Origin of the sequence: Streptomyces sp. NPDC014801, assembly GCF_043082085.1 — a bacterium.
GTDB lineage: Bacteria > Actinomycetota > Actinomycetes > Streptomycetales > Streptomycetaceae > Streptomyces.
In genome coordinates, this window is record NZ_JBIBXG010000011.1 from 131,196 (window position 1) to 155,784 (window position 24,589).

Genomic DNA, 24,589 nt, shown 5'->3' on the forward strand with positions numbered 1-24,589 from the left:
TCAGGGCTGCCGTGAATGGTCGTTTCATCGCCCACCGGCGGCTACCCCCGAACGGCCGGACCATGCATCCCTTTCCCGTCCGGCCGTTCGCCCAGGTCAGGTCACACGGATCCCGACGATGCAGGTATCGTCGTCCGTGTCCGACCGGCTGTACGTCAGCAGCCGGTCCAGGCGCCGGTCCAGCGCGGACGGGCCGCCGCGCGCCGTGGTCAGCATCTGGGCCAGCGAGTCCTCCACGGACCGGTCGCGCCGCTCGATCAGACCGTCCGTGTACATCAGCAGCGTGTCGCCCGCGGACAGCGCGATCTCCTCCTCCGCGTACGGCGCCTCCGGTACGGCACCCAGCAGCAGGCCCTTCACCAGCGGCAGGGTCGTCGCCTTGCCGTCGCGCACCAGGACCGGCGGCAGATGCCCGGCCCTGGCCCAGCGCAGCGTCTGCCGCTCGGGGTCGTACAGCGCGCACACGGCCGTCGCGGTGACGGCACCGGTCAGATGGTGGGCGACGATGTTCAGCCAGGACAGCAGCTGTCCCGGCCCGGCCCCGGTGACCGCGAGGCCGCGCAGCGCGTTGCGCAGCACCACCATGCTGGTGGCGGCCTCGATGCCGTGCCCGGCCACGTCGCCGACGCACAGCAGCACCAGCCCCGACGGCAGCATCACGGCGTCGTACCAGTCACCGCCGACCAGGTGCTCGGTCTCGGCCGGCCGGTAGCGGACGGCCACCTCGAGCCCCGGGACCGCCAGCGGATCATGGGTGGGCGGCATGATGGCGTGCTGCAACTGCAGCGCCAGCCGGCTGCGCTCACTGGCCTGCTGCTCGGTGTGCGCGAGCTGGTCCCGGGTCGCGGCGAGCGCCACCTCCGTCCAGTGCTGGGAGGAGATGTCCTGGTACGCCCCGCGTACGGCGACGAGCTGGCCGCCGGTGTCCAGCACCGGCTCGGCGACGATCCGCATGTGGCGGGTCACCCCGTCCCGCCGCTGCAGCCGGAACGCCGTCGAGGACGGCCGCCGCTGGTGCAGCACGGTGCGCAGGAACCGGCCCAGGGCGACGGAGTCGTCGGGATGCGCGTGGGCGGCCAGCTCCTCCAGCGGGACCGGGGCGGCCGAGGGGGAACGGCCGTACAGGTCGAACAGCTGCCCGTTCCAGGTGATCTCCCCGGTGAGCGCGTTCTCCTCGAAGCCGCCGATCCGGCCGAGCCGCTGGGCGTGCTGCAACAGGCTGGCCAGCCGCGCCGCCTCGTCCTCGATGCGCCAGATGAGCAGCACACAGCTGCCGTGCCGGCTGATGCTGATGTCCGCGACCGCCGACAGCGGCACCTGGTCCACGAGCGCCGTCAGGCTCATCCGCTGCGCCCGGAACGGCTCACCGGTGGCGTAGACCCGCTCGATCTGGTGGAACAGGTCGCTCTCGCCGGCGGCCATCGGATAGGCCTCCAGCAGCAGCGCCCCGCTCACGACCGCGCGCGACCGGCCCGCCGGGTCCAGGAAGCGGCTGTTGACGTGCTGGATACGGAAGTCCGCCAGCTGCCCCGAACCGTCGAGGTACGGCACCAGGACCAGGGCCGGGTCGTGCAGCCCGTCGGCCAGGTCGATCAGCTCGGCCGCGTCCGGCAGCAGCCTGGGCTCCGGGGAGGCGGCCCCCTCCGGCACATGCGTGTGCAGCGTGTGGGCGCACAGCTCCGCCAGCGCCTCCACCTGCCGTACCACCTGCGGCGGCACCGGTTCGAGCGGCTCGGGCCAGGCGATCTCCAGCACGCCGTGCACGCGCCCCGCGGTACGGGCGGGCAGGGCCACGCGCCCGCCGTCCGGGTGCTGCCGGCGGCCGATGGTGGGCAGCCCGCTCGCAGCCAGGGACGTCAGCCACTGCCCCTCCGGCTCGGTCAGGCCGCGGCGCGCCACGGTCGCCACCTCCGGCGGGACGTAACGCCAGCGCGCGGCCTCGGCCGCGGCGAACCCGGCGCTCCCGGCCAGCGTGAGGGAACCGTCCGGCCCGGCGGACCAGATCGCCACGGCCACGGCACCCAGCGGCTGCAGGGCGTGCTGCAGCAGGGACTGGGCGACGGCCTGGGTGTCGTCGGCGGCCAGCGCGCCGCTCTCCGCCGCCCGCAGCCGGACGGCCGCCGAGCCCTCGCCGGTGTCGCCGGAGTCGCCGGCCGCCTCGGCGGCGGTGGCGACGGCGTCCAGGAAGGTGGTCGCCACCTCCGACATCCGGTCGCGGGCGGCCTGGTTGATCACCTCGACGGCGAACTCCAGCGGCGCCAGACGGGCCTGCTCGGCCAGCTCGGTCAACTGCCGGGCCGCCTCGGCCGGCCCGCAGCCGAGGCGCTCGACGAGGATGCCCTTGGCGAGTTCGACCAGGGCACGCCCCTCCGCCTCGGCCTGCGCCGCCCGCACCTCGCGGCGCAGCCGTTCCACGGTGGCCGCGAGCCGGCCCGCGGGTGAGGTGGGATGGCGCGCGTCCCACTCCTCGGGCGCGGCGCCGGCGGGGACGGCGGGCGAGGCGCCCGCCGCCGACGCGGGCGTCTCGGACACTGCTCCGGCCTGGTCGGCCGGGTCCGCGGGAAGACTCATGACGCCCTCACGCGGTCAGCCAGCGCCGGACGCAGGCCATCAGGTCGTGGGTGTCGACGGGCTTGGTGACGTAGTCGCTGGCCCCCGAGGCGAGGCTCTTCTCCCGGTCGCCGGGCATCGCCTTCGCGGTCACCGCGATGATCGGCAGGTCGGCGTACTGCGGCATGCCGCGGATCTCGGCGGTGGCGGCGTAGCCGTCCATCTCGGGCATCATCACGTCCATCAGCACCAGCCCCACGTCCGGGTTGGCGAGCAGCGTCTCGATGCCCTCGCGGCCGTTCTCCGCGTGCAGGACCCGCAGGCCGTGCAGTTCCAGGATGCCGCTGAGCGCGAAGAGGTTGCGCGCGTCGTCGTCCACGACGAGGACGGTCTGCCCGGCCGCGTCGCCCTCGGCGGGGCGGGGCAGCACGGGCTGTGTCTCCTCGGGCCGCACCAGCGTCAGCGCCTCCCCGGGCTCCTCCGCGGACAGGTGCAGCGTGATGCGCTCGCGCAGCTCGTCCAGGCCGGCCACGAACTCCAGCGGCCGGTCCCCGGCGTGCTCCCGCAGTGCCTTCTCCTGGGCGGCGCCGGAGCGCCGGCTGCCGTGGTGGACCAGCACCGGGACGTTCGCCAGCGCCGGGTCGCCGCCCAGCGCCTGCAGGAAGCGGAGCGTCTCCTCCTCGGGCATGCCCAGGTCCAGGACGACGCAGTGGCTCGGCTTGGCGGCCAGCGCCCCCGCGGCCTCCTGCGCCCCCACCGCCGTCACCAGCTCGACGAACGGTGCCGGGGTGCCGTCGTCCCCGGCCTGCCCCATGTCGGCGATCACGCTCTCGGCGACCAGCGTCAGCAGGCCCCGCGGGCGCTCCTCCAGCACCAGCAGGCGCCGTGGCCGGGGCGCGGCCGCCAGTGCCGAACGGGCCGGGGCCGGCGGCTCGGCCACCGCGGCCGATTCCTGGTCCCCGGCGGTCTCCGGCCGGCGGGCGGCGCCGAGCGCCTCCTCGAAGTCGGCCCGGGCCACGGGCAGGAACAGGGTGAAGGTGCTGCCCCGCCCCGGGGTGCTGTCCACCGTCACGGCGCCGCCGAGCAGATGGGCGATCTCCCGGGTGATGGACAGGCCGAGCCCCGTTCCGCCGTACTTGCGGCTGGTGGTGCCGTCGGCCTGCTGGAACGCGCCGAAGATGGACTCCAGGTGCTGCTCCGGGATGCCGATGCCGGTGTCCTTCACCCGGAACGCCACGACCGTGCCGCCCCGGATCACGGAGGCCGGCACCTCGTCGTCGGCCGCCGGTTCGATGCTCAGCTCCACGCCGCCCTGCTCGGTGAACTTCACCGCGTTGGACAGCAGGTTGCGCAGGATCTGCCGCAGCCGGGTGTCGTCGGTCAGCAGGTCGGCGGGCGCGCCGGCCGCCGTCGTCACCTGGAACTCCAGGCCCTTCTGGCTGGTCAGCGGTCGGAAGGTGGCCTCGACGTAGTCGAGCAGGCGCTGCAGCGGCACCCGCTCGGGCGCCACGTCCATCTTCCCGGCCTCCACCTTCGACAGGTCGAGGATGTCGTTGATCAGCTGGAGCAGGTCGGAGCCGGCGGAGTGGATGATCTGCGCGTACTCCACCTGCTTGGCGGTCAGGTTGCGCGAGGGGTTCTGGGCGAGCAACTGGGCCAGGATCAGCAGGCTGTTGAGCGGGGTGCGCAGCTCGTGGCTCATGTTGGCCAGGAACTCCGACTTGTACTTGGAGGCGAGCGACAGCTGCTGCGCGCGCGTCTCCAGTTCCTGCCGGGCCTGCTCGATCTGCAGGTTCTTCGCCTCGATGTCGCGGTTGCGCTCGGCCAGCAGGGAGGCCTTCTCCTCCAGTTCGGCGTTGGAGCGCTGCAACTCCTCCTGCTGCACCTGCAGTTCGGCCGAGCGGGCCTGCAGCTCGGCGGTCAGGCGCTGGGACTCGCCCAGCAGTTCGTCGGTGCGGGCGTTGGCCACGATCGTGTTGACGTTGACGCCGATGGTCTCCATCAGCTGGGTGAGGAAGTCCTGATGGGTCTGCGTGAACGGGGTCACGGAGGCCAGCTCGATCACGCCGAGGACCTGGCCCTCCACCACGATCGGCAGGACCACCAGGGCGGACGGCGGGATCTGGCCGAGCCCGGAGGAGATGCTCACATAGCCCGGCGGCAGCTCGTCCACGGTGATGGTGCGGCGGCTGCGGGCGGCCTGCCCGACCAGGGTGCGCCCGAACCGGACCCGGGTCGGCCGCGCGTCGTCGTCGGGCCAACCGTAGGCGCCGACCAGCCGCAGCTCGGGCCCGTCGGGGCCCTCCTCGGCCAGGTAGAACGCGCCGTACTGGGCGGAGACCAGCGGCACCAGCTCGTCCATGATCAGCTCGGCCACCACGGGCAGGTCCCGGTGGCCCTGCATCAGGCCGGAGATCCGCGCGAGGTTCGTCTTGAGCCAGTCCTGCTCCTGGTTGGCCCGCGTGGTCTCGCGCAGGGACTCCACCATGGAGTTGATGTTGTCCTTCAGCTCGGCGACCTCGCCGGAGGCCTCCACCGTGATGGACCGCGTGAGGTCGCCCTCGGCGACGGCGCTGGCGACCTCGGCGATCGCCCGCACCTGCCGGGTGAGGTTGCCGGCCAGCTCGTTGACGTTCTCCGTCAGCCGCTTCCAGGTGCCGGAGACGCCCTCCACCTCGGCCTGGCCGCCGAGGCGGCCCTCGGTGCCGACCTCGCGGGCGACGCGGGTGACCTCGTCGGCGAAGGCGGAGAGCTGGTCGACCATCGTGTTGATGGTCGTCTTCAGCTCCAGGATCTCACCGCGGGCGTCCACGTCGATCTTCTTCGACAGGTCGCCGCGGGCCACCGCCGTCGTCACCAGAGCGATGTTGCGCACCTGGCCGGTGAGGTTGTTGGCCATGGAGTTGACGTTGTCGGTGAGGTCCTTCCAGGTGCCCGCGACATTGGGCACCTGCGCCTGGCCGCCGAGGCGGCCCTCGGTGCCGACCTCGCGGGCCACGCGGGTCACCTCGTCGGCGAACGCCGACAGCGTGTCGACCATCGTGTTGATGACGTCGGCCAGCGCGGCGACCTCGCCCTTGGCCTCGACGGTGATCTTCTGCGAGAGGTCGCCCTTGGCGACGGCGGTGGCGACCTGGGCGATGGAACGCACCTGACTGGTCAGGTTGGACGCCATCACGTTGACGTTGTCGGTCAGGTCCTTCCAGGTGCCGGAGACCCCGCGCACATGGGCCTGGCCGCCGAGGCGGCCCTCGGTGCCGACCTCGCGGGCGACGCGGGTGACCTCGTCGGCGAAGGCGGAGAGCTGGTCGACCATCGTGTTGATGGTCTCCTTGAGGTCCAGGATCTCGCCGCGCGCGTCGACGGTGATCTTCTGGGAGAGGTCGCCCTGCGCGACGGCGGTGGCGACCTGGGCGACGTTGCGCACCTGCGCGGTCAGGTTGCCCGCCATGAAGTTCACCGAGTCGGTCAGGTCCCGCCAGGTGCCCTTGACGCCCTTGACGTCCGCCTGGCCGCCGAGGCGTCCTTCGGTGCCGACCTCGCGGGCGACGCGGGTGACCTCGTCGGCGAAGGCGGAGAGCTGGTCGACCATCGTGTTGATGGTGTTCTTCAGCTCCAGGATCTCGCCGCGCGCGTCGACGGTGATCTTCTGCGACAGGTCGCCCTGCGCCACGGCGGTCGTCACCTGGGCGACGTTGCGCACCTGCGCGGTCAGGTTGCCCGCCATCAGGTTGACGGAGTCGGTGAGGTCCCGCCACACCCCGGCGACGCCCGGGACCTGGGCCTGGCCGCCGAGGCGGCCCTCGCTGCCGACCTCGCGGGCGACGCGGGTGACCTCGTCGGCGAAGGCGGAGAGCTGGTCGACCATCGTGTTGACGGTGTTCTTCAGCTGAAGGATCTCGCCCCGGGCGGGCACGTCGATCTTCTGCGACAGATCGCCCTTGGCGACCGCCGTGGCGACCTGGGCGATGTCGCGCACCTGCGTGGTCAGGTTGCCGGCCATGGCGTTGACGGAGTCGGTCAGATCCGCCCAGGTGCCGGAGACGCCCGGTACCTCCGCCTGGCCGCCGAGGGTCCCCTCGGTGCCCACCTCCCGCGCGACACGGGTCACTTCGGAGGTGAAGACGGACAGCTGGTCGACCATGCCGTTGAAGACCTTGGCGATGTCGCCCATCAGGCCGTCGACATCGTCGGGCAGTCGTGTGCCGAAGTCGCCGTCCCGGACCGCCGTCAGGCCGACCAGAAGCCTTCTGAGCTCCTGGTCGGCCGGGACCGTGTCCGCGCCCTCGGTCGTGTTGCCGGTCATCCGTCCCCTCGTTCCCAGGTCACAGCCGCTGTCAGATGGGTGTCTCCGCGGTGCGCGGAGGCTGAAGCGGTGAGAGAAATCCGCCGAAGACTAACGCACTCGGGGACACCGGAACACAGCATCCCGCCAACCAACGATCACACGAAAAGCGCACGTCACGCATCATGTGTGGAGTCCGTGAACCCGGGTACACGGTGGGGTTCGGCCGCACTCGGGCGCGGGTCGCGATGGGGGGCGCCGGGCCGGTGGGGCAGGTGGGCGATGCCCGGAAAGCGGCCGGAAAGCATCACTCGCGAAGACCCGCATGCGGGAGCGGACGGCGGGTAGCCGCACCGGCGGATCAGGGGGGCGTCGTGAGGCTGCCCGGGGCGGCCCGGACGGAGAGCGTGGGATGATCGTCGAGGACAGGAGCGGCCGCATGCCCGGACGGCCCGGAGCGGTGAAGGTGTGGTGAAACGGGAGACGAGCGAGGCGGCGCCCGGCGCCGCGTCGGTGACGACCTCGGGCGAGGCCCGCGCGCTGGTCCGCTCGGCCGTGGGCGAGCGCTGGGAGTCACCCTCGCGCCGCGCCCACGAACAGGACGTCGTCGACCTGCTGCTGGTCGTCTCGGAGCTGGCCGCCAACGCCGTGCGGCACGGCGGCGGGCTGGACGGTGTCGACGTCCACGTCAGCGACGAGGGTGTGCGCGTGGCCGTGCACGACCACAGCGACGTCGTCCCCGAGGCCGCGCACCGCCCGGGGGTGCTGCCGGTGCCGCACACCTCCGCGGGAGGATACGGCTGGCCGCTCATCCACCGGCTCGGCCGGGAGGTCCGGGTCACGCGGCGCCCACGGGGCGGCAAGACGATCAGTGTGCTGGTACCGCTGCGGGCGGTGCCCGTGGACGCAGGAGCACCGGAATCCTGAGCGCGGCGTCCGGGGCGCTGCGTCGCGGGGGAGTCGATCACGGCTCGCCGCTCGGGGGAGCGGGAGATCCCACCGGCTCACCGGAGCGAGAAATCTCACTGCCGTCTGCATCGAAGTGAACAAAGCCCCGGCGGTGCGGCTCGGCGGCGCGGGAGACCACTGCGGAGCGAAAGGGCCGGCCGGGGCGGAACGCCGGAGGCTCACCACGGCAGGAAGACGTGCACGTCCTTGCCGTCGTCCTCCGTCACCACGCTGACCTGCGTGCACAGGGTCTGTACCAGGTACCAGCCGATGCCCCCGCCCCCGCTCTTGGGGTGGAAGGGGCGCGGCGAGGGGGGAGTGGTGCTCGTGTCGTGGACCACCACGTGCACTCCGTCGAACGTCCGCCGCAGCCGCAGCTCGAACGGGCCGGGGGCGTACTGCACCGCGTTGGCGGCCAGTTCCGTAACGATCAGCACGATGTCGTGCCAGCACTCCTCGGCGGAGGGTGGCTCGATCCGGGCCAGGGCGCGGAGGAAGGCCTCCGCGGCCAGCCTGGCCCCCGTCACGTCCCGCGGCTCTCCGTCGAAACGTGTCGTCTGGTTCGGCATCTCTCGGGCGGTCAGTGCATCGTCCCAACGCGGCTCGGTTGCCATATGCCATCCACTACCCCGGCGTCCGCGGGGCGGTCGTCCCTTCTTGTGAGGGTCTGGTGCAGTGCCATCTGGAGGGTTCCCTGGGGTCAGGAAGGTACGCGTCCCGATCCGGCGCACGCTATCGAAAATTCATTCGCTTTCTGTGGGAATGTGCCCCCGTTCGCGGGGGCACCCGGAAGGCCGTAACAGACCCAATACCCCCGACTCAGGGAGAAACTGATGTCGAGTTACGGCAGTTCCCCTGCCGCCTCCTCGGGCTCGCGCACCAACGGCCTGGCCGTCGCGAGCCTCGTCTGCGGCGTCATCGGCGTGCTCTTCGCGAGCGTGATCCTCGGTCCGCTCGCGATCGTGTTCGGCGCCGTCGGACTGCGCCAGGCACCGGCCAAGGGCGGCGTCGGCCTGGCCAAGGCCGGTCTGGTGCTCGGCGTCGTCGACCTGATCATCTTCGTGGTGCTGATCGCGGTCGCCGCCTCCCACGGCGGCTTCAGCTGGTACGTGGGCGGCTGACCCGTCGCGTCACCGCGAGCGCCCACCGGGAGACGGTGCCGTGACCCCCACGCACCCACGGCGCCGTCACCCTCACCGGAAGACGTTGTCGGAGTCGTCCCAGCCGAGCACGTCGGGCGGCGCGGACGAGGACGGGGACGGACGGGAACGGGCCGCGTACATCGCCTCGATCTCGGCCGCGTACGTCCGCACGATCGCGTCGCGGCGCAGCTTCAGCGACGGAGTCAGCAGGCCGCTCGCCTGATCGAACGGCTCGGCGAGGATCCGGAAGACCCGGATGGACTCCGAACGCGACACCGCGCTGTTGGCCGCCGCGACGGCCCGCCCCACCTCCTCCCGCAGCGCGTTCTCCTCCCGCGCCTCCCGCAGCGGATGATGACCCGGCAGCGACAGCGAGCGGCGCCAGTGCGCGAGGAAGTCCGGGTCCAGGGTGATCAGCGCCCCCACGCACGGACGGTTGTCGCCGACCACGACGGCCTGGTGCACCAGCGGATGCATGCGCAGCCGCTGCTCCAGAAACGCCGGCGCCACGCTCTTGCCGCCGCTGGTGATGATCACCTCCTTCTTGCGGCCGGTGATCGTGAGATATCCCTCCTCGTCCAGCCGGCCGAGATCGCCGGTGGCCAGCCAGCCGCCGCGCAGCGCCGCCCGCGTGGCGGCCTCCGCGCCGACGTACCCCTGGAACACCGACGGCCCGCGCACCAGGATCTCGCCGTCCTCGGCGACCTGGATCTCCACGCCGGGCAGCGCCCGGCCGACCGTGCCCGCCTTCTCCCGGCCCAGCGGCTGCATGGTGATCCCGCCGGCGGTCTCCGTCAGCCCGTACCCGTCGTTCACGTAGATGCCCATGCCCTCGTAGAACAGGGACAGCTCGCGGCCCAGCGGCGAGCCGCCCGACGTCGCCCGCACCACCCGGCCGCCCAGCGCCGCCCGCAGCCGGCGGTACACCGTCCGCTCGTACAGGGCGTGTTGCAGCCTGAGGTCCAGCCCCGGACCCGCGCCGCGCCCCGTGCGCTGCCGCTCGCAGGCCGCCGCGAAGTCCCGCGCCGTCTGCGCCGCCCGCTCGAAGAGCGCCCCGCGCCCGGCCCGCTGCGCGGTGCGCAGGAAGTTCTTGTACAGCTTCTCGAACACCGACGGCACGGCGTAGAAGTACGTCGGCCGGAACGAGGTCAGGGCCGAGGCCAGCGCCTCCTCGCTCATGTCCGGCTCGTGCCCGAGCAGCACCCCGCCGCGTACGCACATGCCCTGGATCATCAGGCCGTAGACGTGCGAGAACGGCAGGAACGCGAGTACGGCCGGCTGCTGCCCGGGCGGCGCCGCGGTGTGCCCCCAGCCCTCCAGCAGGGTGTCGCAGGGATGCGCCAGGGCGCGATGGCTCAGCGCGCATCCCATCGGCCGGCCCGAACTGCCCGAGGTGTAGGCCACGACAGCGGTCGCGTCGGGCAGCACCAGCCGGCGCAGCGAGTCCACCGTGGTCGGCGCCACCGCGTCGCCGCGCCCCGCCAGTTCCTCGAGCGCCCCGGCGTCCAGCTGCCACACGTGCCGCAGCCGCGGCAGCGAGGCGCACACCGAGCCCACCGTCATCACGCCCTGCTCGTCCTCGACGACCACGCCCACACACCCGGCGTCGCGCAGGATGAACGCCACCTGGTCGCGGGAGGACGTCGGATACACCGGCACCACCTCGGCGCCCACCGCCCACAGCGCATGGCACAGCAGCGTCCACTCGTACCGGGTGCGGGCCATGATCGCGACCCGCTCGCCGGGCCGGATTCCCGTCGCCACCAGGCCACGGGCCAGGGCGAGCACCTGGTCGCGGAACTCGACGGCGCTGATCTCGTCCCATCCGCCGTCCGGGCGGCGCCGGGCCAGCACGGCGAGCACCGGGTCGCGGTCGGCGGCCGCGAAGACACTGTCGGCCAGCCCGCCGGTCAGGGGCGCGGCGGTCGGGGGAGCGAGGGCGGAACCGGGCATGCGCTGCTCCTGGGTACGAGGCGACTCCACCGCTGACCTGCGGGACCACCCGGGTCGGCGGTGGTCGGACTGTAGCCCCGGCGGGCGCCCCGTGGTGCCCGGTCCACGGAAGTGATGCAGGTTCGTTGATCTCGTCCGCTACGGGGGACTCGGGGGGCATGAGTTTCACGAACCCCGACCCCGAACCCGAACGCACGACCGGCCTGGAGCCGGGCGGCGGCGTCCCCCCGGGCGAGACCCCGCCCGCGGAGAGCAGCCTGCCCGAGGCCGGCCCGCGCGAGGTCCACAACCCGACCAAGGGCTGGGCCAAGGCCCCGCTGACGGTGATCCTCGTCCTCGTGGTGCTGGTGGCGGCCTTCTTCCTGGCCTACGCCATCTCCCTGGCGGTGTGAGCGCCGGCGGCCCCGGCCCGGCGGCGCCGCCGGGCGCTCAGGCCTGCGTGTGGCGCACGCACTCGGCGACCACGTCGCGCAGGCTGCCGGTGCGCTCCAGCAGCGCGCGCTGGATCCGCGCGCCGTTGCCCTCACGCAGCAGCCGCGCGCACGACTCCCGCACCGTCTCCAGGTCCCCGTAGCCTGCGAGGGCCTCCTCCACGTGCGTCACCAGCGCCTCCACGATCTCCTCGGCCGGCGCGGGCCGCAGGGTCAGCGGATGCAGCAGGTCGCCGTCGAGGCCCGAGCGGGCGGCCCGCCAGGCCGCGAGCCGCAGCAGGCTCACGCTGTGCGCGGCCGGCTCCCGGCCTTCCCGCCACTCGCGGGCCGCCGTCTCCACCAGGCCCCGCACCAGCGCGGCGAGCAGCACCGCGGTGTCCGCGTGCAGGCACACGTCCGCGACGCGCACCTCCACGGTGGGGTACCGCTCCGAGAGCCGGGCGTCGAAGTAGACCATCCCCTTGTCGAGGATCGCCCCGGTGGCCACCATGTCGTCCACCCGCCGGCGGTAGGCCGCCACGGATCCGAACAGCTCGGTCGGACCCGCCGACGGCCAGCGCCCCCACACCCGGCTGCGGTAGCTGCCGTACCCGGAGTCGCGCCCCTGCCAGAACGGCGAGTTGGCGCTGATCGCCGACAGCACCGGCAGCCAGGGGCGGATCCGGTCGACGACCGCCACACCCTCCTCGTCGGACTCCACCGACACATGGACATGGCAGCCGCACACGAGCTGCTCGCGGGTGGCGATGCCGTACTGCTCCGCCAGCCACTGGTAGCGCTCGTTCATCCCGATCGCCGGGCTGACCGGCAGGGGCGACGTGGCCAGCGCCGCGACGGAGCAGCCGATGCTCTCCGCGTGCCGGGCCGCCTCCTTGCGGCACCGCACGATCTCCTCGTGGAGGCCCGCCATCCCGGACTGCGGCCGGGTGGCGAACTCCAGCATCTGGTCGTACAGCTCCTTCTCGAAGACCTCCTGACCGGCGTCCTCGTGCTCGGCGCGGGCCAGGGCGGCCGCGGACAGAGCCTTGGGATCACCGGTCTCCGGGTCGACGAGGAGCAGTTCCTCCTCCACACCGACTGTGCGCACCTTCAGGCCGCCTTCCTGGCCGAGCCGCTACGGGACGCAACTGCGGGTTCCCCGTGATCGTCAGATGGAACGCGGAGGATACGGCGACATCCACACCGTCGCCAGCGGAGGCAGCGTGAGCCGGATCGTGCCGTCCTCCGGCTTGACGGGGTCGGACAGGGTGACGTCGCCGCCGCCGTACTTCGCCGCGTCGGTGTTCAGCACCTCCTGCCAGGCGGTGACGTCGTCGCCGTCGCCGACGTGCAGGACGTAGTCGTGGCGGACGACGGGCGAGAAGTTGGACACCGCCAGCAGCGGGCCGCCCTGCGCGTCGTAGCGCACGAACGCGAACACGTTGTCGTCGGCGGCGTCGCAGGCCACCCAGCGGAAGCCGCCCGGGTCGGTGTCACGCTGCCACAGCGCGGGCGTCCCCAGGTACAGGGTGTTGAGGTCGCGCACGAGCTCCTGCACCCCTCGGTGGTCACCGGCGGCCACGTAACCGGGGTCCATCAGCCACCACTCCGGCCCGTGCTCCACGTTCCACTCGCCGCCCTGGGCGAACTCCTGCCCCATGAACAGCAGCTGCTTGCCCGGGTGGGCCCACATGAAGCCCAGGTAGGCGCGGTGGTTGGCACGCCGCTGCCACCAGTCGCCCGGCATCTTCGACACCAGGGCCTGCTTGCCGTGCACCACCTCGTCGTGGGAGATCGGCAGCACGTAGTTCTCGCTGTAGGCGTACACCATCGAGAACGTCATCTCGTGGTGGTGGTACTTGCGGTGCACCGGCTCCTTGCTCATGTACTGCAGGGAGTCGTGCATCCAGCCCATGTTCCACTTCAGGCCGAAGCCCAGGCCGCCGCTGTCGGTGGGCCGGGTCACCCCGTCCCAGGCCGTGGACTCCTCGGCGATCGTCACGATCCCCGGGCAGCGGCGGTAGACGGTGGCGTTCATCTCCTGCAGGAACGCCTTCGCCGCGAGGTCCTCGTTGCCGCCGAAGATGTTGGGCGTCCACTGGCCGGAGTCGCGCGAGTAGTCCAGGTACAGCATCGAGGCGACGGCGTCGACCCGCAGACCGTCGATGTGGAACTCCTCGCACCAGTACACCGCGTTGGCGACGAGGAAGTTGCGGACCTCGGTGCGGGCGTAGTCGAACTCGTACGTCCCCCAGTCCGGGTGCTCGGCCCGCCGGTCGTCCCCGGGCTCGTACAGCGGGTCCCCGTCGAAGCGGGCCAGCGCCCAGTCGTCCTTCGGGAAGTGCGCCGGTACCCAGTCCATGATCACGCCGATGCCCGCCCGGTGGCAGGCGTCGACGAAGTACCGGAAGTCGTCCGGGGTGCCGAGGCGCGGCATCGGCGCGTAGTACGACGTGACCTGGTAGCCCCACGATCCGCTGAACGGGTGCCCGGCGACCGGCATCAGCTCCACGTGCGTGAAGCCCAGGTCCTTGACGTACGCCGGCAGCTCCTCAGCCAACTGACGGTACGTCAGACCAGGCCGCCAGGACGGCAGATGCACCTCGTACACCGAGAACGGCGCCTGGTGCACCGGTACGTCGCCGCGGTGCGCCATCCACTCGGCGTCACCCCACGCGTACTGCGACGACGTCACGATCGACGCGGTGTCCGGCGGCACCTCCGTGCACCGGGCCATCGGGTCCGCCTTCAGGAACCGGTGGCCGTGGCGCGAGGTGATCTCGAACTTGTACCGGGTGCCCTCGCCGACGCCCGGCAGGAACAGCTCCCACACCCCGGACGCGCCCAGCGAGCGCATCGGGAACTGCGTGCCGTCCCAGAACGTGAAGTCCCCGGCGACCCGCACTCCCTGCGCGTTCGGCGCCCACACCGTGAACCGGGTGCCGGCCACGCCCTCGTGGGTCATCGGGTGCGCGCCGAGCGCCTGCCACAGCTGCTCGTGCCGGCCCTCCCGGATCAGGTGCAGATCGAACTCGCCGAGCGCCGGCAGGAACCGGTACGGGTCCTCCACCACGTACTCGGCGTCCTCGTAGGCCACCGCCAGCTTGTAGCCGGGGATCTTCTTCAGCGGCAGTACGGCCGAGAACAGGCCGTCGCCGTCCGAGGCCAGCGGGTGCCGCTTGCGGCCCACCACCACGCTGACCGCGCGGGCGAACGGGCGCAGCGCCCGGAAGAGCACTCCGCCCGGCACCGGACGGGCGCCCAGCAGCGCGTGCGGATCGTGATGGGCACCCGCCAGCAGCCGGCCCCGGTCGGCCGGGTCCAGGTCGGTGGCCGCTGTGCGGGCCGGGCCCGACGGCTCGGGGAGTGAGGTGTCGCGCAGCGCCACGGGTCAGTCTCCTCTCACGGCGAGTCGTTCGATCGCCGCCATGGGTACGGGAAGCCAGGCAGGACGGTGCTTGGCCTCGTAGAGCACTTCGTACACGGCCCTGTCCGTCTCGTAGGCGCGCAGCAGGGCGTGCTTCTTGCGCGGGTCCCAGCCCGCCCGCGCGGCGTAGCCCGCGCAGTAGGCCTCCCGGCAGCGGCGCGCCCACTCGGGGCGCCACGGCCGGCGCTGCCGGGCCGCGTAGTCGAAGGAGCGCAGCATGCCGGCGATGTCCCGCACCGGCGAGTGCTCGCTGCGCCGTTCGGCCAGTGGCCGCGACGGCTCGCCCTCGAAATCGATGACGAACCACTCGCGCCCGGCGCGCAGCACCTGGCCCAGGTGCAGGTCGCCGTGGATGCGCTGGGCCGGCGGGCCCGGGTCGCAGGCCACCAGCGCGCCGAACGCCGCCCGCAGCCCCGGCACATGCGGCCGCAGCGCCTTGACCTGATGGGCGGCGGCGTCCAGCCGCTCGGTCATCGCCGCCGCCAGCCGGGCGTTCTCGGCGTGCGAGGCGGCCGGGAAGGCCGCGGCCAGCGCCAGGTGCACCTCTGCGGTGGCCGCGCCCAGGGCGCTCGCCTCGGCGGTGAAGTCCTCACCGCGGGAGAGCGCCTGCAGCGCCAGGGTCCAGCCGTCGGCGGCGTCCGGCAGGAACGGCTGGAGCACGCCCAGAGTGGCCTCCTCCGGCCGGCTGGTGCGCATCCAGGCCACCGGCGCCGGCACCCGTGCGCAGCCCTCGCGGGCGAGCGCCAGCGGCACCTCCAGATCGGGGTTGACGCCGGGCTGGATGCGCCGGAACAGCTTCAGGATGAACGCGTCGCCGTACACCAGCGACGTGTTCGACTGCTCGGCGTCCAGCAGCCGGGGCGCGAGCCCGGACGGGATCGGCACCGACGGGTCGGAGTCGAACAGCAGCGGCCCGAGCGTGCCGGTGTGCCGCATCCGCTCCAGCAGCAGATGCGCCGAGCGCGGGTCCAGCAGAGCGTCGTAGACCGTGAGGCCGGCCATCGGGCCGCTCTCCGCCCGCCCGATCAGCGCCTTGCCCAGCCGGGGCGAGAGGTGCTCCTGGAAGCCGAGCAGCAGCTGGTAGCAGTCGCCGCCGGCCGGGGTGGGGGAGGCCGGGGCGGCCGTGCCGCCGGGCGCGGGCACGCCGGCGTGCGGCCCGGGCGACCCGGCGTGCGCGGCATGGATGAGCACATGCAGACAGCCCGGGAACAGCTCGGTCACCGACAGCAGACGCAGATCCGTGACCGGCCGGTCCTTCCCGGCGAACCAGCGTTGCCGCGGCAGCCACTCGCGCAGCAGACCCGCGAGCGAGTCCAGATGCAGGAAGCCTCCGGTACTGCTCGGCTGGAGGGATGCGGTCTTCGGCATGGTGACGCGTCCTTTCCTCGGCGCGCTACTGTCGGCGGCCGATGCGGGATGCGACTCGGGCGAGCCGGAACCAGTAGAAGCCGTGGCCTGCGAGGGTGAGCAGGTAGGGCAGTTCTCCGATGGCGGGGAAGCGCACGCCGCCGAAGAGCTCGACCGGATGGCGGCCGTTGTAGGCCCGCAGGTCCAGCTCGGTGGGCTGGGCGAAGCGGGAGAAGTTGTTCACGCACAGCACGAGGTCGTCCTCGTACTCGCGCAGGAACGCCAGGACGGCGGGGTTGGAGGAGGTGAGCTCCGTGTAGGTCCCCAGACCGAAGGCGGGGTTTTGTTTGCGGATCTCGATCATCCGGCGGGTCCAGTGCAGCAGCGACGAGGGCGACGCCATGGACGCCTCGACATTGGTGACCTGGTAGCCGTAGACCGGGTCCATGATGGTCGGCAGGTAGAGCCGTCCCGGGTCGGCCGTGGAGAAGCCGGCGTTGCGGTCCGGGGTCCACTGCATGGGCGTGCGGACGCTGTCGCGGTCGCCGAGCCAGATGTTGTCGCCCATGCCGATCTCGTCGCCGTAGTACAGGATCGGCGAGCCGGGCAGGGACAGCAGCAGCGCGGTGAACAGCTCGATCTGGTTGCGGTCGTTGTCCAGCAGCGGCGCGAGGCGGCGGCGGATGCCGATGTTCGCGCGCATCCGCGGGTCTTTGGCGTACTCCGCGTACATGTAGTCGCGCTCTTCGTCGGTGACCATCTCGAGCGTGAGCTCGTCGTGGTTGCGCAGGAAGATGCCCCACTGGCAGCCCGAGGGGATCGGCGGGGTCTTCGCCAGGATTTCCGACACGGGGTAGCGCGATTCCCGCCGGACCGCCATGAAGATGCGCGGCATGACCGGGAAGTGGAACGCCATGTGGCACTCGTCGCCGCCGGCGGCGTAGTCGCCGAAGTAGTCGACCACGTCCTCGGGCCACTGGTTGGCCTCCGCCAGCAGCACCGTGTCCGGGTACATCAGGTCGATCTCCCGGCGCACCCGCTTCAGGAACTCATGGGTGGCCGGAAGGTTCTCGCAGTTGGTGTCCTCCTCGGCGTACAGGTACGGCACCGCGTCCAGCCGGAAGCCGTCGATGCCGAGGTCGAGCCAGAACCGCAGCGCGGCCAGGATCTCCTCCTGCACCGCCGGGTTCTCGTAGTTCAGGTCCGGCTGGTGGGAGAAGAACCGGTGGAAGAAGTACTGGCCGCGGACCGGGTCGAAGGTCCAGTTCGACACCTCGGTGTCGACGAAGATGATCCGCGCGTCCTGGTACTGCTTGTCGTCGTCGGCCCACATGTAGTAGTCGCCATAAGGACCGTCCGGGTTCTTGCGCGACTCCTGGAACCACGGGTGCTGGTCGCTGGTGTGGTTCATGACGAAGTCGATGATCACGCGCATGCCGCGCTGGTGGGCGGCGTCCACGAACTCCACGAAGTCCGCGAGGTCGCCGAACTCCGGCAGCACGGCGGTGTAGTCCGAGACGTCGTAACCGCCGTCGCGCAGGGGCGACTTGAAGAAGGGCGGCAGCCACAGGCAGTCCACGCCCAGCCACTGCAGATAGTCGAGCTTGGCGGTCAGGCCTTTCAGATCGCCCACGCCGTCGCCGTTGCTGTCCTGGAAGGACCGGACGAGGACCTCGTAGAACACGGCACGCTTGAACCACTCGGGGTCCCGGTCCTTGGCCGGGGTGTCCTCGAAGGTGTCGGGAACAGGCGAGTTGACGGACATGGGGCTGATCGACCTCCGTTTCGTGGGGTGGCTCACCGGACGTGGAACACGTGGGCCGGCGTCCGACCGGGGTCGAGACGCACGTAGTTGGCGCTTCCCCAGCGGTAGGTCGCACCGGTCAGTTCGTCGTGCACGGACAGCTCGGCGTGCCAGTCGCGGCCGAGTCGTGGCATGTCCAACGAGACCGTGGCCTCCTGGGTGTGGTGGGGGTCGAGGTTCACGACCACGAGCACCGTGTCGTCGCCCTCGCGCTTGCTGTAGGCGAGGACGGCGTCGTTGTCGGTGGTGTGGAAACGGAGGTTGCGCAGCCGGCGCAGTGCCGGGTGGCCGCGCCGGATGTCGTTCAGGCGGGTGATCAGCGGGGCGATGGTGCGGCCCTCGCGCTCGGCCGCCGCCCAGTCCCGGGACGTGAGCTGGTACTTCTCCGAGTCCAGGTACTCCTCGCTGCCCTCCCTGAGCGGCGTGTTCTCGCACAGCTCGTAACCGGAGTAGATGCCCCAGGTGGGGGAGAGCGTCGCGGCGAGCACCGCGCGTGCCTCGAAGGCGGGGCGCCCTCCGTGCTGGAGGTACCCGGGCAGGATGTCCGGGGTGTTCGCGAAGAAGTTCGGCCGCATGTAGGAGGCGGCGTCCCCCGACAGTTCGGTGAGGTAGTCCGTCAGCTCCTGCTTGCCGTTGCGCCAGGTGAAGTACGTGTACGACTGCTGGAAGCCGATCTGGGCGAGGGTGTGCATCATCGCCGGCCGGGTGAACGCCTCCGCCAGGAAGATCACGTCCGGGTCGCTCGCGTTGATGTCCGCGATCACCCGCTCCCAGAAGACCACCGGCTTGGTGTGCGGGTTGTCCACGCGGAAGATCCGCACCCCGTGGTCCATCCAGTGCCGCAGCACCCGCACCGTCTCCGCCACCAGGCCGTCCATGTCGGCGTCGAAGGCGATCGGGTAGATGTCCTGGTACTTCTTCGGCGGGTTCTCCGCGTAGGCGATCGTCCCGTCCGGCCGGTGGTGGAACCACTCGGGGTGCTTGTGCACCCAGGGGTGGTCGGGGGAGCACTGCAGGGCGAAGTCGAGGGCGATCTCCAGGCCGTGCGAGCGGGCCTCGGCGACGAACCAGTCGAAGTCCTCGATCGTCCCCAGCTGCGGGTGGACGGCCTCGTGGCCGCCCTCGGAGGAACCGATCGCCCAGGGCACGCCGACGTCGTCGGGTCCGGCCTCCAGGGTGTTGTTCTTCCCCTTGCGGAAGGTGGTGCCGATCGGGTGGATGGGCGGCAGGTAGACGACGTCGAAGCCCATCTCGGCGATCTTCGGCAGCCTGCGGGCGGCCGTGCGGAACGTGCCGTGCGGCTGCTCGGGCGTGCCCTCCGAGCGCGGGAAGAACTCGTACCAGGAGCCGAACAGGGCCCGCTCCCGCTCCACCAGCAGCGGCATGGCCTTGGAGGCCGTGACCAGCTCACGCAGCGGATACCGGGCCAGCACCTCGTCCACCTCGGGTGCCAGCGCGGCGGCGTAACGCTCCTGCACCGGCAGGGAGTCGTCCAGCAGCCGCTTCGCGGTCTCCCGCAGCAGCGTGCGCGCCGGGCCGCGCGGCGCCCGCGCCGCCGCCCGCTCGTACAGCTGGCCGCCCTCCTCCAGCACCAGGCCCGTGTCGATGCCCGCCGGGATCTTGATCGCCGCGTGCCGGCGCCAGGTGGTGACCGGGTCGCTCCACGCCTCCACCGTGTACGTCCAGTGGCCCTCGGCGTCCGGGGTCACCTCGGCGCCCCAGCGGTCGCTGCCCTCGGCCAGTTCACGCATCGCAGTCCACGGCCCCTTGCGGCCGTCCGGGCCGCGCAGGACGACGTTCGCGGCGACCGCGTCGTGTCCCTCGCGGAACACCGTGGCGCTCACCTGGAACGTCTCGCCCACGACGGCCTTCGCCGGTCGCCTGCCGCACTCCACGCGCGGATGGACGTCCCGCACGGGGATACGGCCGATGGGCCTGGTGGACTTCATCGTGAACCTCCTGCGTGCTCGAAGCCGGGCCGTGGCCCGGCTGGTGGATGTCCAAGCTGCACCGGAGGAGGGCTAGTGCTCCGCCGGGAAACGCCGGGTGGAGCGTGATCCACTCCTGCGCGCCACGTTTTTCGCCCGCCGCCGCGGGCTGCCCTGCCACAAGGAGCCGGCCGCGTCCGAGCGCAGATAGCGTTCCGCGGCGTCGGCGGCCTCCCGGGCGCAACGCTTGCCCATGAGCACGCACAGGGTGTATCCGGTGTCCTCGAAGGTGGCCCGTACCGAGCTGTCGGCGGGGGAGGCGAGCATGGCCCGCTCCCAGGCGCGGTACCGCTGCAGATGCCTGGCGACTTCGGCTTTCGCGGGTAGCAGCATGGCGCTGTTCACCTTCCGGGAGTGCGAGAGGTACGACGCCCGACAAACGGGCCGGCCGCGCGAGCAGAGGGGCATCAGCCGAAAAACCTCTCGTGGCCTTCACTTATGGTGCACGCGCGATGACCTACCGTCCTGTTGGATCTTGGCCGTGGTGTGCTCGTGTTGCACGAATGGCGTATCACCCTCAGTGTGGGAGGTGACTCAGAAGCGAACATCGCTCACGCTTCGTGTTCGGGGCTCCGCCCGCCAGGGCGTGGGGAACGTGAGCGTCGCCGGTGAGGAGCCAACGACGATGAAGACCGCAGTGCCCTGCTACTACCACCTAGACGTGGAAGTCAGCCCGGAGCGGGTCGGACAGGTCAAGCGCATTCTGGCCGCGCACCTGAAGTACTGGGACCTGGAGAACCTGGTCGAGCCCGTGTGCCGCAGCACCACCATGCTGCTGCAGGCCATCGACGAACACGCCACCGACAAGAACACCTCCATCGAGATGTGGTGGAACGGCCAGCACCTCATCACCGCGATCGGGGAGAACGACTGCGATCTGCGCCCGGACCAGGACCTGCGGGCCTGCCTGGAACGCATCGCGGCGAGCAGCGACGGGTGGGGCTGCTGCGCCACCGACACCGGCAGCAAGGTCATCTGGTTCTCGCAGCGCGCCCGCACCGGCGACCGCGAACCGCTGGTGCCGACCACTCCGGCCCCGGCCATGCGCGAGATGCTGCAGGTGCCGCGCGCGATGCCGGCCGTCGCACTGGCCGGCGAGACGGTGGGCGACGTGCTGGAGGTCAGCCGGTGACCGCCGCGCACCACAAGACGGCAGGGGTGCCCGCCTGGAGCGGGCACCCCTACCCGCTCGGTGCCTCCTTCGACGGGCAGGGCACCAACTTCGCGCTGTTCAGCGAGGTCGCCGAGCGGGTCGAGCTGGTCCTCGTCGACGAACGCGGCGGACACCGCACCGTCCCGCTGACCGAGGTGGACGGCTTCGTCTGGCACTGCTACCTGCCCGGCGTCGGACCCGGCCAGCGCTACGGCTACCGGGTGCACGGGCCGTGGGCGCCGACCCTGGGGCACCGCTGCAACCCGGCGAAGCTTCTGCTCGACCCGTACGCGCGGGCCGTCGACGGGCAGATCGACAACCACCCCTCGCTCTACGAGCGCAACCCGCAGGGCCCCGACCCGGCGGACAGCGCCGGGCACACCATGCTGGGCGTGGTCACCGACCCCTTCTTCGACTGGGGCGACGACCGGCCGCCGCGCACGCCGTACGCCGACAGCGTGATCTACGAGGCGCATGTGCGCGGCCTGACCCGCACCCACCCCGACATCCCGCCCGAGCTGCGCGGCACCTACGCGGGGCTCGCCCACCCCGCGATCCTCGACCACCTCACCTCGCTCGGGGTGACCGCCGTCGAGCTGATGCCGGTGCACCAGTTCGTGCAGGACGGGGTGTTGCAGGACAAGGGCCTGTCGAACTACTGGGGCTACAACACCATCGGCTTCTTCGCGCCGCACAACGCCTATGCCGCCCACGGCAGCCGGGGCCAGCAGGTCGCGGAGTTCAAGTCGATGGTCAAGGCGATGCACGCGGCCGGCCTCGAGGTGATCCTCGACGTGGTCTACAACCACACCGCCGAGGGCAACGAGAAGGGCCCGACGCTGTCCTTCCGCGGCATCGACAACGCCTCGTACTACCGCCTGGTCGACGGCGACTACGCGCACTACTACGACACCACCGGCACCGGCAACAGCCTGCTGATGCGCCATCCCTACGTGCTGCAGCTGATCATGGACTCGCTGCGGTACTGGGTGACGGAGATGCACGTCGACGGGTTCCGCTTCGACCTCGCGGCCACCCTGGCGCGCCAGTTCCACGAGGTGGACCGGCTGTCGGCGTTCTTCGACCTGATCCAGCAGGACCCGGTGATCAGCCGGGTCAAGCTGATCGCCGAGCCGTGGGACGTCGGCGAGGGCGGCTACCAGGTGGGCAACTTCCCGCCGCTGTGGTCGGAGTGGAACGGGCGCTACCGCGACACCGTGCGCGACTTCTGGCGCACCGAGCCCGGCTCGCTCGGCGAGTTCGCCTCCCGGCTCACCGGGTCCTCCGACCTGTACCAGCACAGCCGGCGCCGCCCGCGCGCCAGCGTCAACTTCGTCACCGCGCACGACGGGTTCACACTGCGCGACCTCGTGTCGTACAACGACAAGCACAACGAGGCCAACGGCGAGGGCAACCGGGACGGCGAGAGCCACAACCGGTCCTGGAACTGCGGGACCGAGGGCGAGACCGCGAACCCGGCGGTGCTGGAGCTGCGCGCCCGCCAGCAGCGCAACCTGCTGGCCACGCTGCTGCTGTCCCAGGGCATCCCGATGCTGTGCCACGGCGACGAACTCGGGCGCACCCAGCGCGGCAACAACAACGCCTACTGCCAGGACAACGAGATCTCCTGGATCGACTGGCGGCTGACCGAGGAACAGAGTGACCTCGCCGACTTCACCCGCCGGCTGATCCGGCTGCGCGCCGAGCACCCGGTGCTGCGCCGCCGCCGCTTCTTCCGCGGCGAGACGGCGACCAACGCCGACCAGCCGCTGCCGGACCTGGTGTGGCTGCTGCCGGACGCCCAGGAGATGACCGACGAGGAGTGGCAGCGCTCCGACGCCCACTGCGTCGGCGTGTTCCTGAACGGCGACGCCATCGCCGAGCCGGACCGCTACGGCCGCCCCGTCGTCGACGACTCCTTCCTGCTGCTGCTCAACAGCTACTGGGAGCCGATCGTCTTCCGCCTGCCCGACGCCCCGTACGGCGAACGCTGGACGGCCCGCGTGGACACCGCGGAGCCCGACGGCGTGCCCGACGAGACCGAGTACAAGGCCGCCACCGACGTCACGGTGGCCGCCCGCAGCCTGGTCGTCCTCTCCCGCCCCTCCCGCGACCACGGCAAGCGGCCGCCGGTGCCGGACCGGGAGTGAGGGCATGACACGGCGCCGCCGCCCCTGCTCGGGGCGGCGGCGCCGTGCTGTGTGCGGGACGGTGGCACCGGGCCGGCGCCGGCGCCGGTGCGGTGCGCCGGGCGCGAGCCCACTCGGGGCTCAGCGCGGAATGCGGGCCGTGATCGTGAACTGGGCGCCGTCCGGGTCGCGCAGGACCGCCTCGTCGGCGGCCTTGCCCAGCACCGCGCCGCCGTGCTGCTCGGCGGCCAGCGCGCAGGCGGTGACGTCGGTGACGGCGAAGTGGACCTGCCAGTGCGGGCGGATCGTCGGATCGGGTGCCGCCTCCAGGGCGCCGGACTCGATACGGGCGACGATCTCGCCGTCGCTGCGCAGCACGACCTCGTCGCGCTCGTAGCCGACCTCGCAGCAGCCGGGGCGGCCGGAGGCCCAGTCGAGGATCTCGCCGTAGAAGATCGCGGAGTCGAAGGCGTCCCGGGTGTGCAGCCGGATGAAGGCCGGGGCGGCGCGCCGCCAGTTCTCCCAGTTGGTGAAGAGCTCACCCTCCCAGATCCCGAACGTCGCCCCGTCCCGGTCCGCGATCAGCGCCGCCCTCCCCGGCGGCAGCGAGATCGGCCCGACGGCCACCGTGCCGCCGCGCTCCCGGGCCCGCGAGACGGCCTCGTCCGCGCTGGGCACGGCGAAGTACGGCGTCCAGGCGACCGCCATCTGCCACATCGTGGCGACCGCGGCGATCCCGGCGACCGGCACGTCGTCCGCGAGCGCGATCCGGAACCGGTCGCCCAGCTTGCCCTTGCGCCACTTCCAGCCCAGCACCGCCGAGTAGAAGTCCTGGGTCGTCTCCAGATCGCGACTGGTCAGGCTCACCCAGCAGGGCGCGCCGAAGACATGGTGGGAGGAGACGACCTGGGTCGCTCGCAGGGAGGGGGGCGTGTCGTGGTTCATGGCGCTCGCGTCCTGATCTCTTCGGCCGTTGTGCCGCCGGTCCTCCTCCAGTGTCCGACCGGATCCGTGGGGGCCGCCTGTCGAGTACGCCCGGTAGCGCCGGGAGGGCTGCGGGGGGAAGGATGGAGGAGTGGCACGAGTACCGCGTGAACCGGACGACGAAACCGGTCGGCTCTTCGAGCTCCAGGAGGAAGTCGATCAGCTGAAGGAAGCCGTCACCTCGCACGCCGTGGTGGACCAGGCGATCGGGATGATCGTGGCACTCGGCCGGGTGACGCCGGATCAGGGATGGCTGGTGCTGAAGGAGGTCTCCCAGCACACCAACATCAAGCTGCGCAACGTCGCCGAGCTGATACTGATCTGGGCCCGCGAGGGCGACATGCCGCAGCAGATACGTGCGGAGCTGGAGGACGCCCTCGACCGCCACGGCCCCACCCAGATCCCGGGGGCCCCGCCCGCCCCGTGACGCCGCGCGGGGGCCCGGCAGTCAGGGGAGGCTGCCGGTTCA

Annotated in this window: 17 protein-coding genes; 6 read left to right on the forward strand and 11 right to left on the reverse strand. The window is 71.8% G+C overall.

Going from position 1 to position 24,589, the window contains the following annotated elements; all coding sequences use genetic code 11:
• Window positions 1-96: 96 nt before the first annotated feature.
• Both ACF1AL_RS26465 and ACF1AL_RS26470 read right to left on the reverse strand, forming a co-directional pair.
• Window positions 97-2,571, reverse strand: coding sequence for a SpoIIE family protein phosphatase (locus ACF1AL_RS26465; protein WP_391820212.1), 2,475 nt, complete (start codon window positions 2,569-2,571; stop codon window positions 97-99).
• Window positions 2,572-2,578: 7 nt separating this feature from the next.
• Entirely contained in the window at window positions 2,579-6,856 is a 4,278-nt protein-coding gene (locus ACF1AL_RS26470) for a HAMP domain-containing protein (RefSeq protein WP_391820211.1), read from the reverse strand.
• 450 nt (window positions 6,857-7,306) lie between these two features.
• On the opposite strand from ACF1AL_RS26470, the gene ACF1AL_RS26475 reads away from it, so the two are divergent.
• Window positions 7,307-7,762, forward strand: coding sequence for an ATP-binding protein (locus ACF1AL_RS26475; protein WP_391705777.1), 456 nt, complete (start codon window positions 7,307-7,309; stop codon window positions 7,760-7,762).
• Between the two features lie 200 nt (window positions 7,763-7,962).
• On the opposite strand, the gene ACF1AL_RS26480 is transcribed toward ACF1AL_RS26475, so the two are convergent.
• On the reverse strand, window positions 7,963-8,397 hold the full coding sequence (locus ACF1AL_RS26480; protein ID WP_366841744.1) for an ATP-binding protein: 435 nt from the start codon (window positions 8,395-8,397) through the stop codon (window positions 7,963-7,965).
• 219 nt (window positions 8,398-8,616) lie between these two features.
• Between ACF1AL_RS26480 and ACF1AL_RS26485 the strand changes: the two genes are divergently transcribed.
• A complete protein-coding gene (locus ACF1AL_RS26485; protein ID WP_391827657.1) occupies window positions 8,617-8,904 on the forward strand; it encodes a DUF4190 domain-containing protein in 288 nt (95 codons plus the stop codon).
• Between the two features lie 72 nt (window positions 8,905-8,976).
• Here the strand turns inward: ACF1AL_RS26485 and ACF1AL_RS26490 are convergent, their stop codons facing one another.
• On the reverse strand, window positions 8,977-10,878 hold the full coding sequence (locus tag ACF1AL_RS26490; protein ID WP_391827659.1) for an AMP-dependent synthetase/ligase: 1,902 nt from the start codon (window positions 10,876-10,878) through the stop codon (window positions 8,977-8,979).
• A gap of 158 nt (window positions 10,879-11,036) precedes the next feature.
• Here ACF1AL_RS26490 and ACF1AL_RS26495 point away from each other — a divergent pair, with 158 nt between their 5' ends.
• Window positions 11,037-11,270: a DUF6480 family protein gene (locus ACF1AL_RS26495; protein ID WP_384202945.1), complete on the forward strand. Its 234-nt coding sequence runs from the start codon at window positions 11,037-11,039 to the stop codon at window positions 11,268-11,270.
• Between the two features lie 37 nt (window positions 11,271-11,307).
• Here the strand turns inward: ACF1AL_RS26495 and ACF1AL_RS26500 are convergent, their stop codons facing one another.
• The 6 genes from ACF1AL_RS26500 to ACF1AL_RS26525 all read right to left on the reverse strand — a co-directional run bounded on the left by ACF1AL_RS26500 (window position 11,308) and on the right by ACF1AL_RS26525 (window position 20,187).
• The gene (locus ACF1AL_RS26500) at window positions 11,308-12,396 is read right to left on the reverse strand and encodes a glutamate--cysteine ligase (protein ID WP_366841738.1); all 1,089 of its coding nucleotides are present in this window, start codon (window positions 12,394-12,396) and stop codon (window positions 11,308-11,310) included.
• A gap of 60 nt (window positions 12,397-12,456) precedes the next feature.
• Entirely contained in the window at window positions 12,457-14,676 is a 2,220-nt protein-coding gene (gene glgB / locus ACF1AL_RS26505; RefSeq protein WP_391705783.1) for a 1,4-alpha-glucan branching enzyme, read from the reverse strand.
• Between the two features lie 3 nt (window positions 14,677-14,679).
• On the reverse strand, window positions 14,680-16,083 hold the full coding sequence (locus ACF1AL_RS26510) for a maltokinase (RefSeq protein WP_391705786.1): 1,404 nt from the start codon (window positions 16,081-16,083) through the stop codon (window positions 14,680-14,682).
• 25 nt (window positions 16,084-16,108) lie between these two features.
• A complete protein-coding gene (gene treS / locus ACF1AL_RS26515; RefSeq protein ID WP_384202956.1) occupies window positions 16,109-17,827 on the reverse strand; it encodes a maltose alpha-D-glucosyltransferase in 1,719 nt (572 codons plus the stop codon).
• Between the two features lie 32 nt (window positions 17,828-17,859).
• Window positions 17,860-19,815, reverse strand: coding sequence for an alpha-1,4-glucan--maltose-1-phosphate maltosyltransferase (locus ACF1AL_RS26520; RefSeq protein ID WP_391827661.1), 1,956 nt, complete (start codon window positions 19,813-19,815; stop codon window positions 17,860-17,862).
• Window positions 19,816-19,887: 72 nt separating this feature from the next.
• Window positions 19,888-20,187 carry a DUF5133 domain-containing protein gene (locus tag ACF1AL_RS26525; RefSeq protein WP_366837690.1) on the reverse strand — a complete coding sequence of 100 codons (300 nt, stop codon included), beginning with the start codon at window positions 20,185-20,187 and terminating at the stop codon, window positions 19,888-19,890.
• A gap of 292 nt (window positions 20,188-20,479) precedes the next feature.
• Between ACF1AL_RS26525 and ACF1AL_RS26530 the strand changes: the two genes are divergently transcribed.
• The gene (locus ACF1AL_RS26530; protein ID WP_366837691.1) at window positions 20,480-20,986 is read left to right on the forward strand and encodes a pep a2; all 507 of its coding nucleotides are present in this window, start codon (window positions 20,480-20,482) and stop codon (window positions 20,984-20,986) included.
• Window positions 20,983-23,157, forward strand: a complete 2,175-nt coding sequence (gene glgX / locus ACF1AL_RS26535; protein ID WP_384202968.1) for a glycogen debranching protein GlgX — start codon at window positions 20,983-20,985, stop codon at window positions 23,155-23,157. Before ACF1AL_RS26530 ends, glgX begins: the two co-directional genes overlap by 4 nt.
• A 120-nt stretch (window positions 23,158-23,277) precedes the next feature.
• Here glgX and ACF1AL_RS26540 read toward each other — a convergent pair whose 3' ends face one another.
• Window positions 23,278-24,081 carry a VOC family protein gene (locus ACF1AL_RS26540; protein ID WP_366837692.1) on the reverse strand — a complete coding sequence of 268 codons (804 nt, stop codon included), beginning with the start codon at window positions 24,079-24,081 and terminating at the stop codon, window positions 23,278-23,280.
• Between the two features lie 130 nt (window positions 24,082-24,211).
• Between ACF1AL_RS26540 and ACF1AL_RS26545 the strand changes: the two genes are divergently transcribed.
• A complete protein-coding gene (locus ACF1AL_RS26545) occupies window positions 24,212-24,547 on the forward strand; it encodes an ANTAR domain-containing protein (protein ID WP_391778322.1) in 336 nt (111 codons plus the stop codon).
• Window positions 24,548-24,589 lie beyond the last annotated feature (42 nt).

What these genes read in the sequence shown, in the direction of transcription:
- ACF1AL_RS26465 (WP_391820212.1), bottom strand. Translation starts at nt 2,571, where the DNA reads ATGAGTCTTCCCGCGGACCCGGCCGACCAGGCCGGAGCAGTGTCCGAG.
- ACF1AL_RS26470 (WP_391820211.1), bottom strand. Translation starts at nt 6,856, where the DNA reads ATGACCGGCAACACGACCGAGGGCGCGGACACGGTCCCGGCCGACCAG.
- ACF1AL_RS26480 (WP_366841744.1), bottom strand. Translation starts at nt 8,397, where the DNA reads ATGGCAACCGAGCCGCGTTGGGACGATGCACTGACCGCCCGAGAGATG.
- ACF1AL_RS26485 (WP_391827657.1), top strand. Translation starts at nt 8,617, where the DNA reads ATGTCGAGTTACGGCAGTTCCCCTGCCGCCTCCTCGGGCTCGCGCACC.
- ACF1AL_RS26490 (WP_391827659.1), bottom strand. Translation starts at nt 10,878, where the DNA reads ATGCCCGGTTCCGCCCTCGCTCCCCCGACCGCCGCGCCCCTGACCGGC.
- ACF1AL_RS26495 (WP_384202945.1), top strand. Translation starts at nt 11,037, where the DNA reads ATGAGTTTCACGAACCCCGACCCCGAACCCGAACGCACGACCGGCCTG.
- ACF1AL_RS26510 (WP_391705786.1), bottom strand. Translation starts at nt 16,083, where the DNA reads ATGCCGAAGACCGCATCCCTCCAGCCGAGCAGTACCGGAGGCTTCCTG.
- treS (WP_384202956.1), bottom strand. Translation starts at nt 17,827, where the DNA reads ATGTCCGTCAACTCGCCTGTTCCCGACACCTTCGAGGACACCCCGGCC.
- ACF1AL_RS26520 (WP_391827661.1), bottom strand. Translation starts at nt 19,815, where the DNA reads ATGAAGTCCACCAGGCCCATCGGCCGTATCCCCGTGCGGGACGTCCAT.
- ACF1AL_RS26525 (WP_366837690.1), bottom strand. Translation starts at nt 20,187, where the DNA reads ATGCTGCTACCCGCGAAAGCCGAAGTCGCCAGGCATCTGCAGCGGTAC.
- ACF1AL_RS26530 (WP_366837691.1), top strand. Translation starts at nt 20,480, where the DNA reads ATGAAGACCGCAGTGCCCTGCTACTACCACCTAGACGTGGAAGTCAGC.
- ACF1AL_RS26540 (WP_366837692.1), bottom strand. Translation starts at nt 24,081, where the DNA reads ATGAACCACGACACGCCCCCCTCCCTGCGAGCGACCCAGGTCGTCTCC.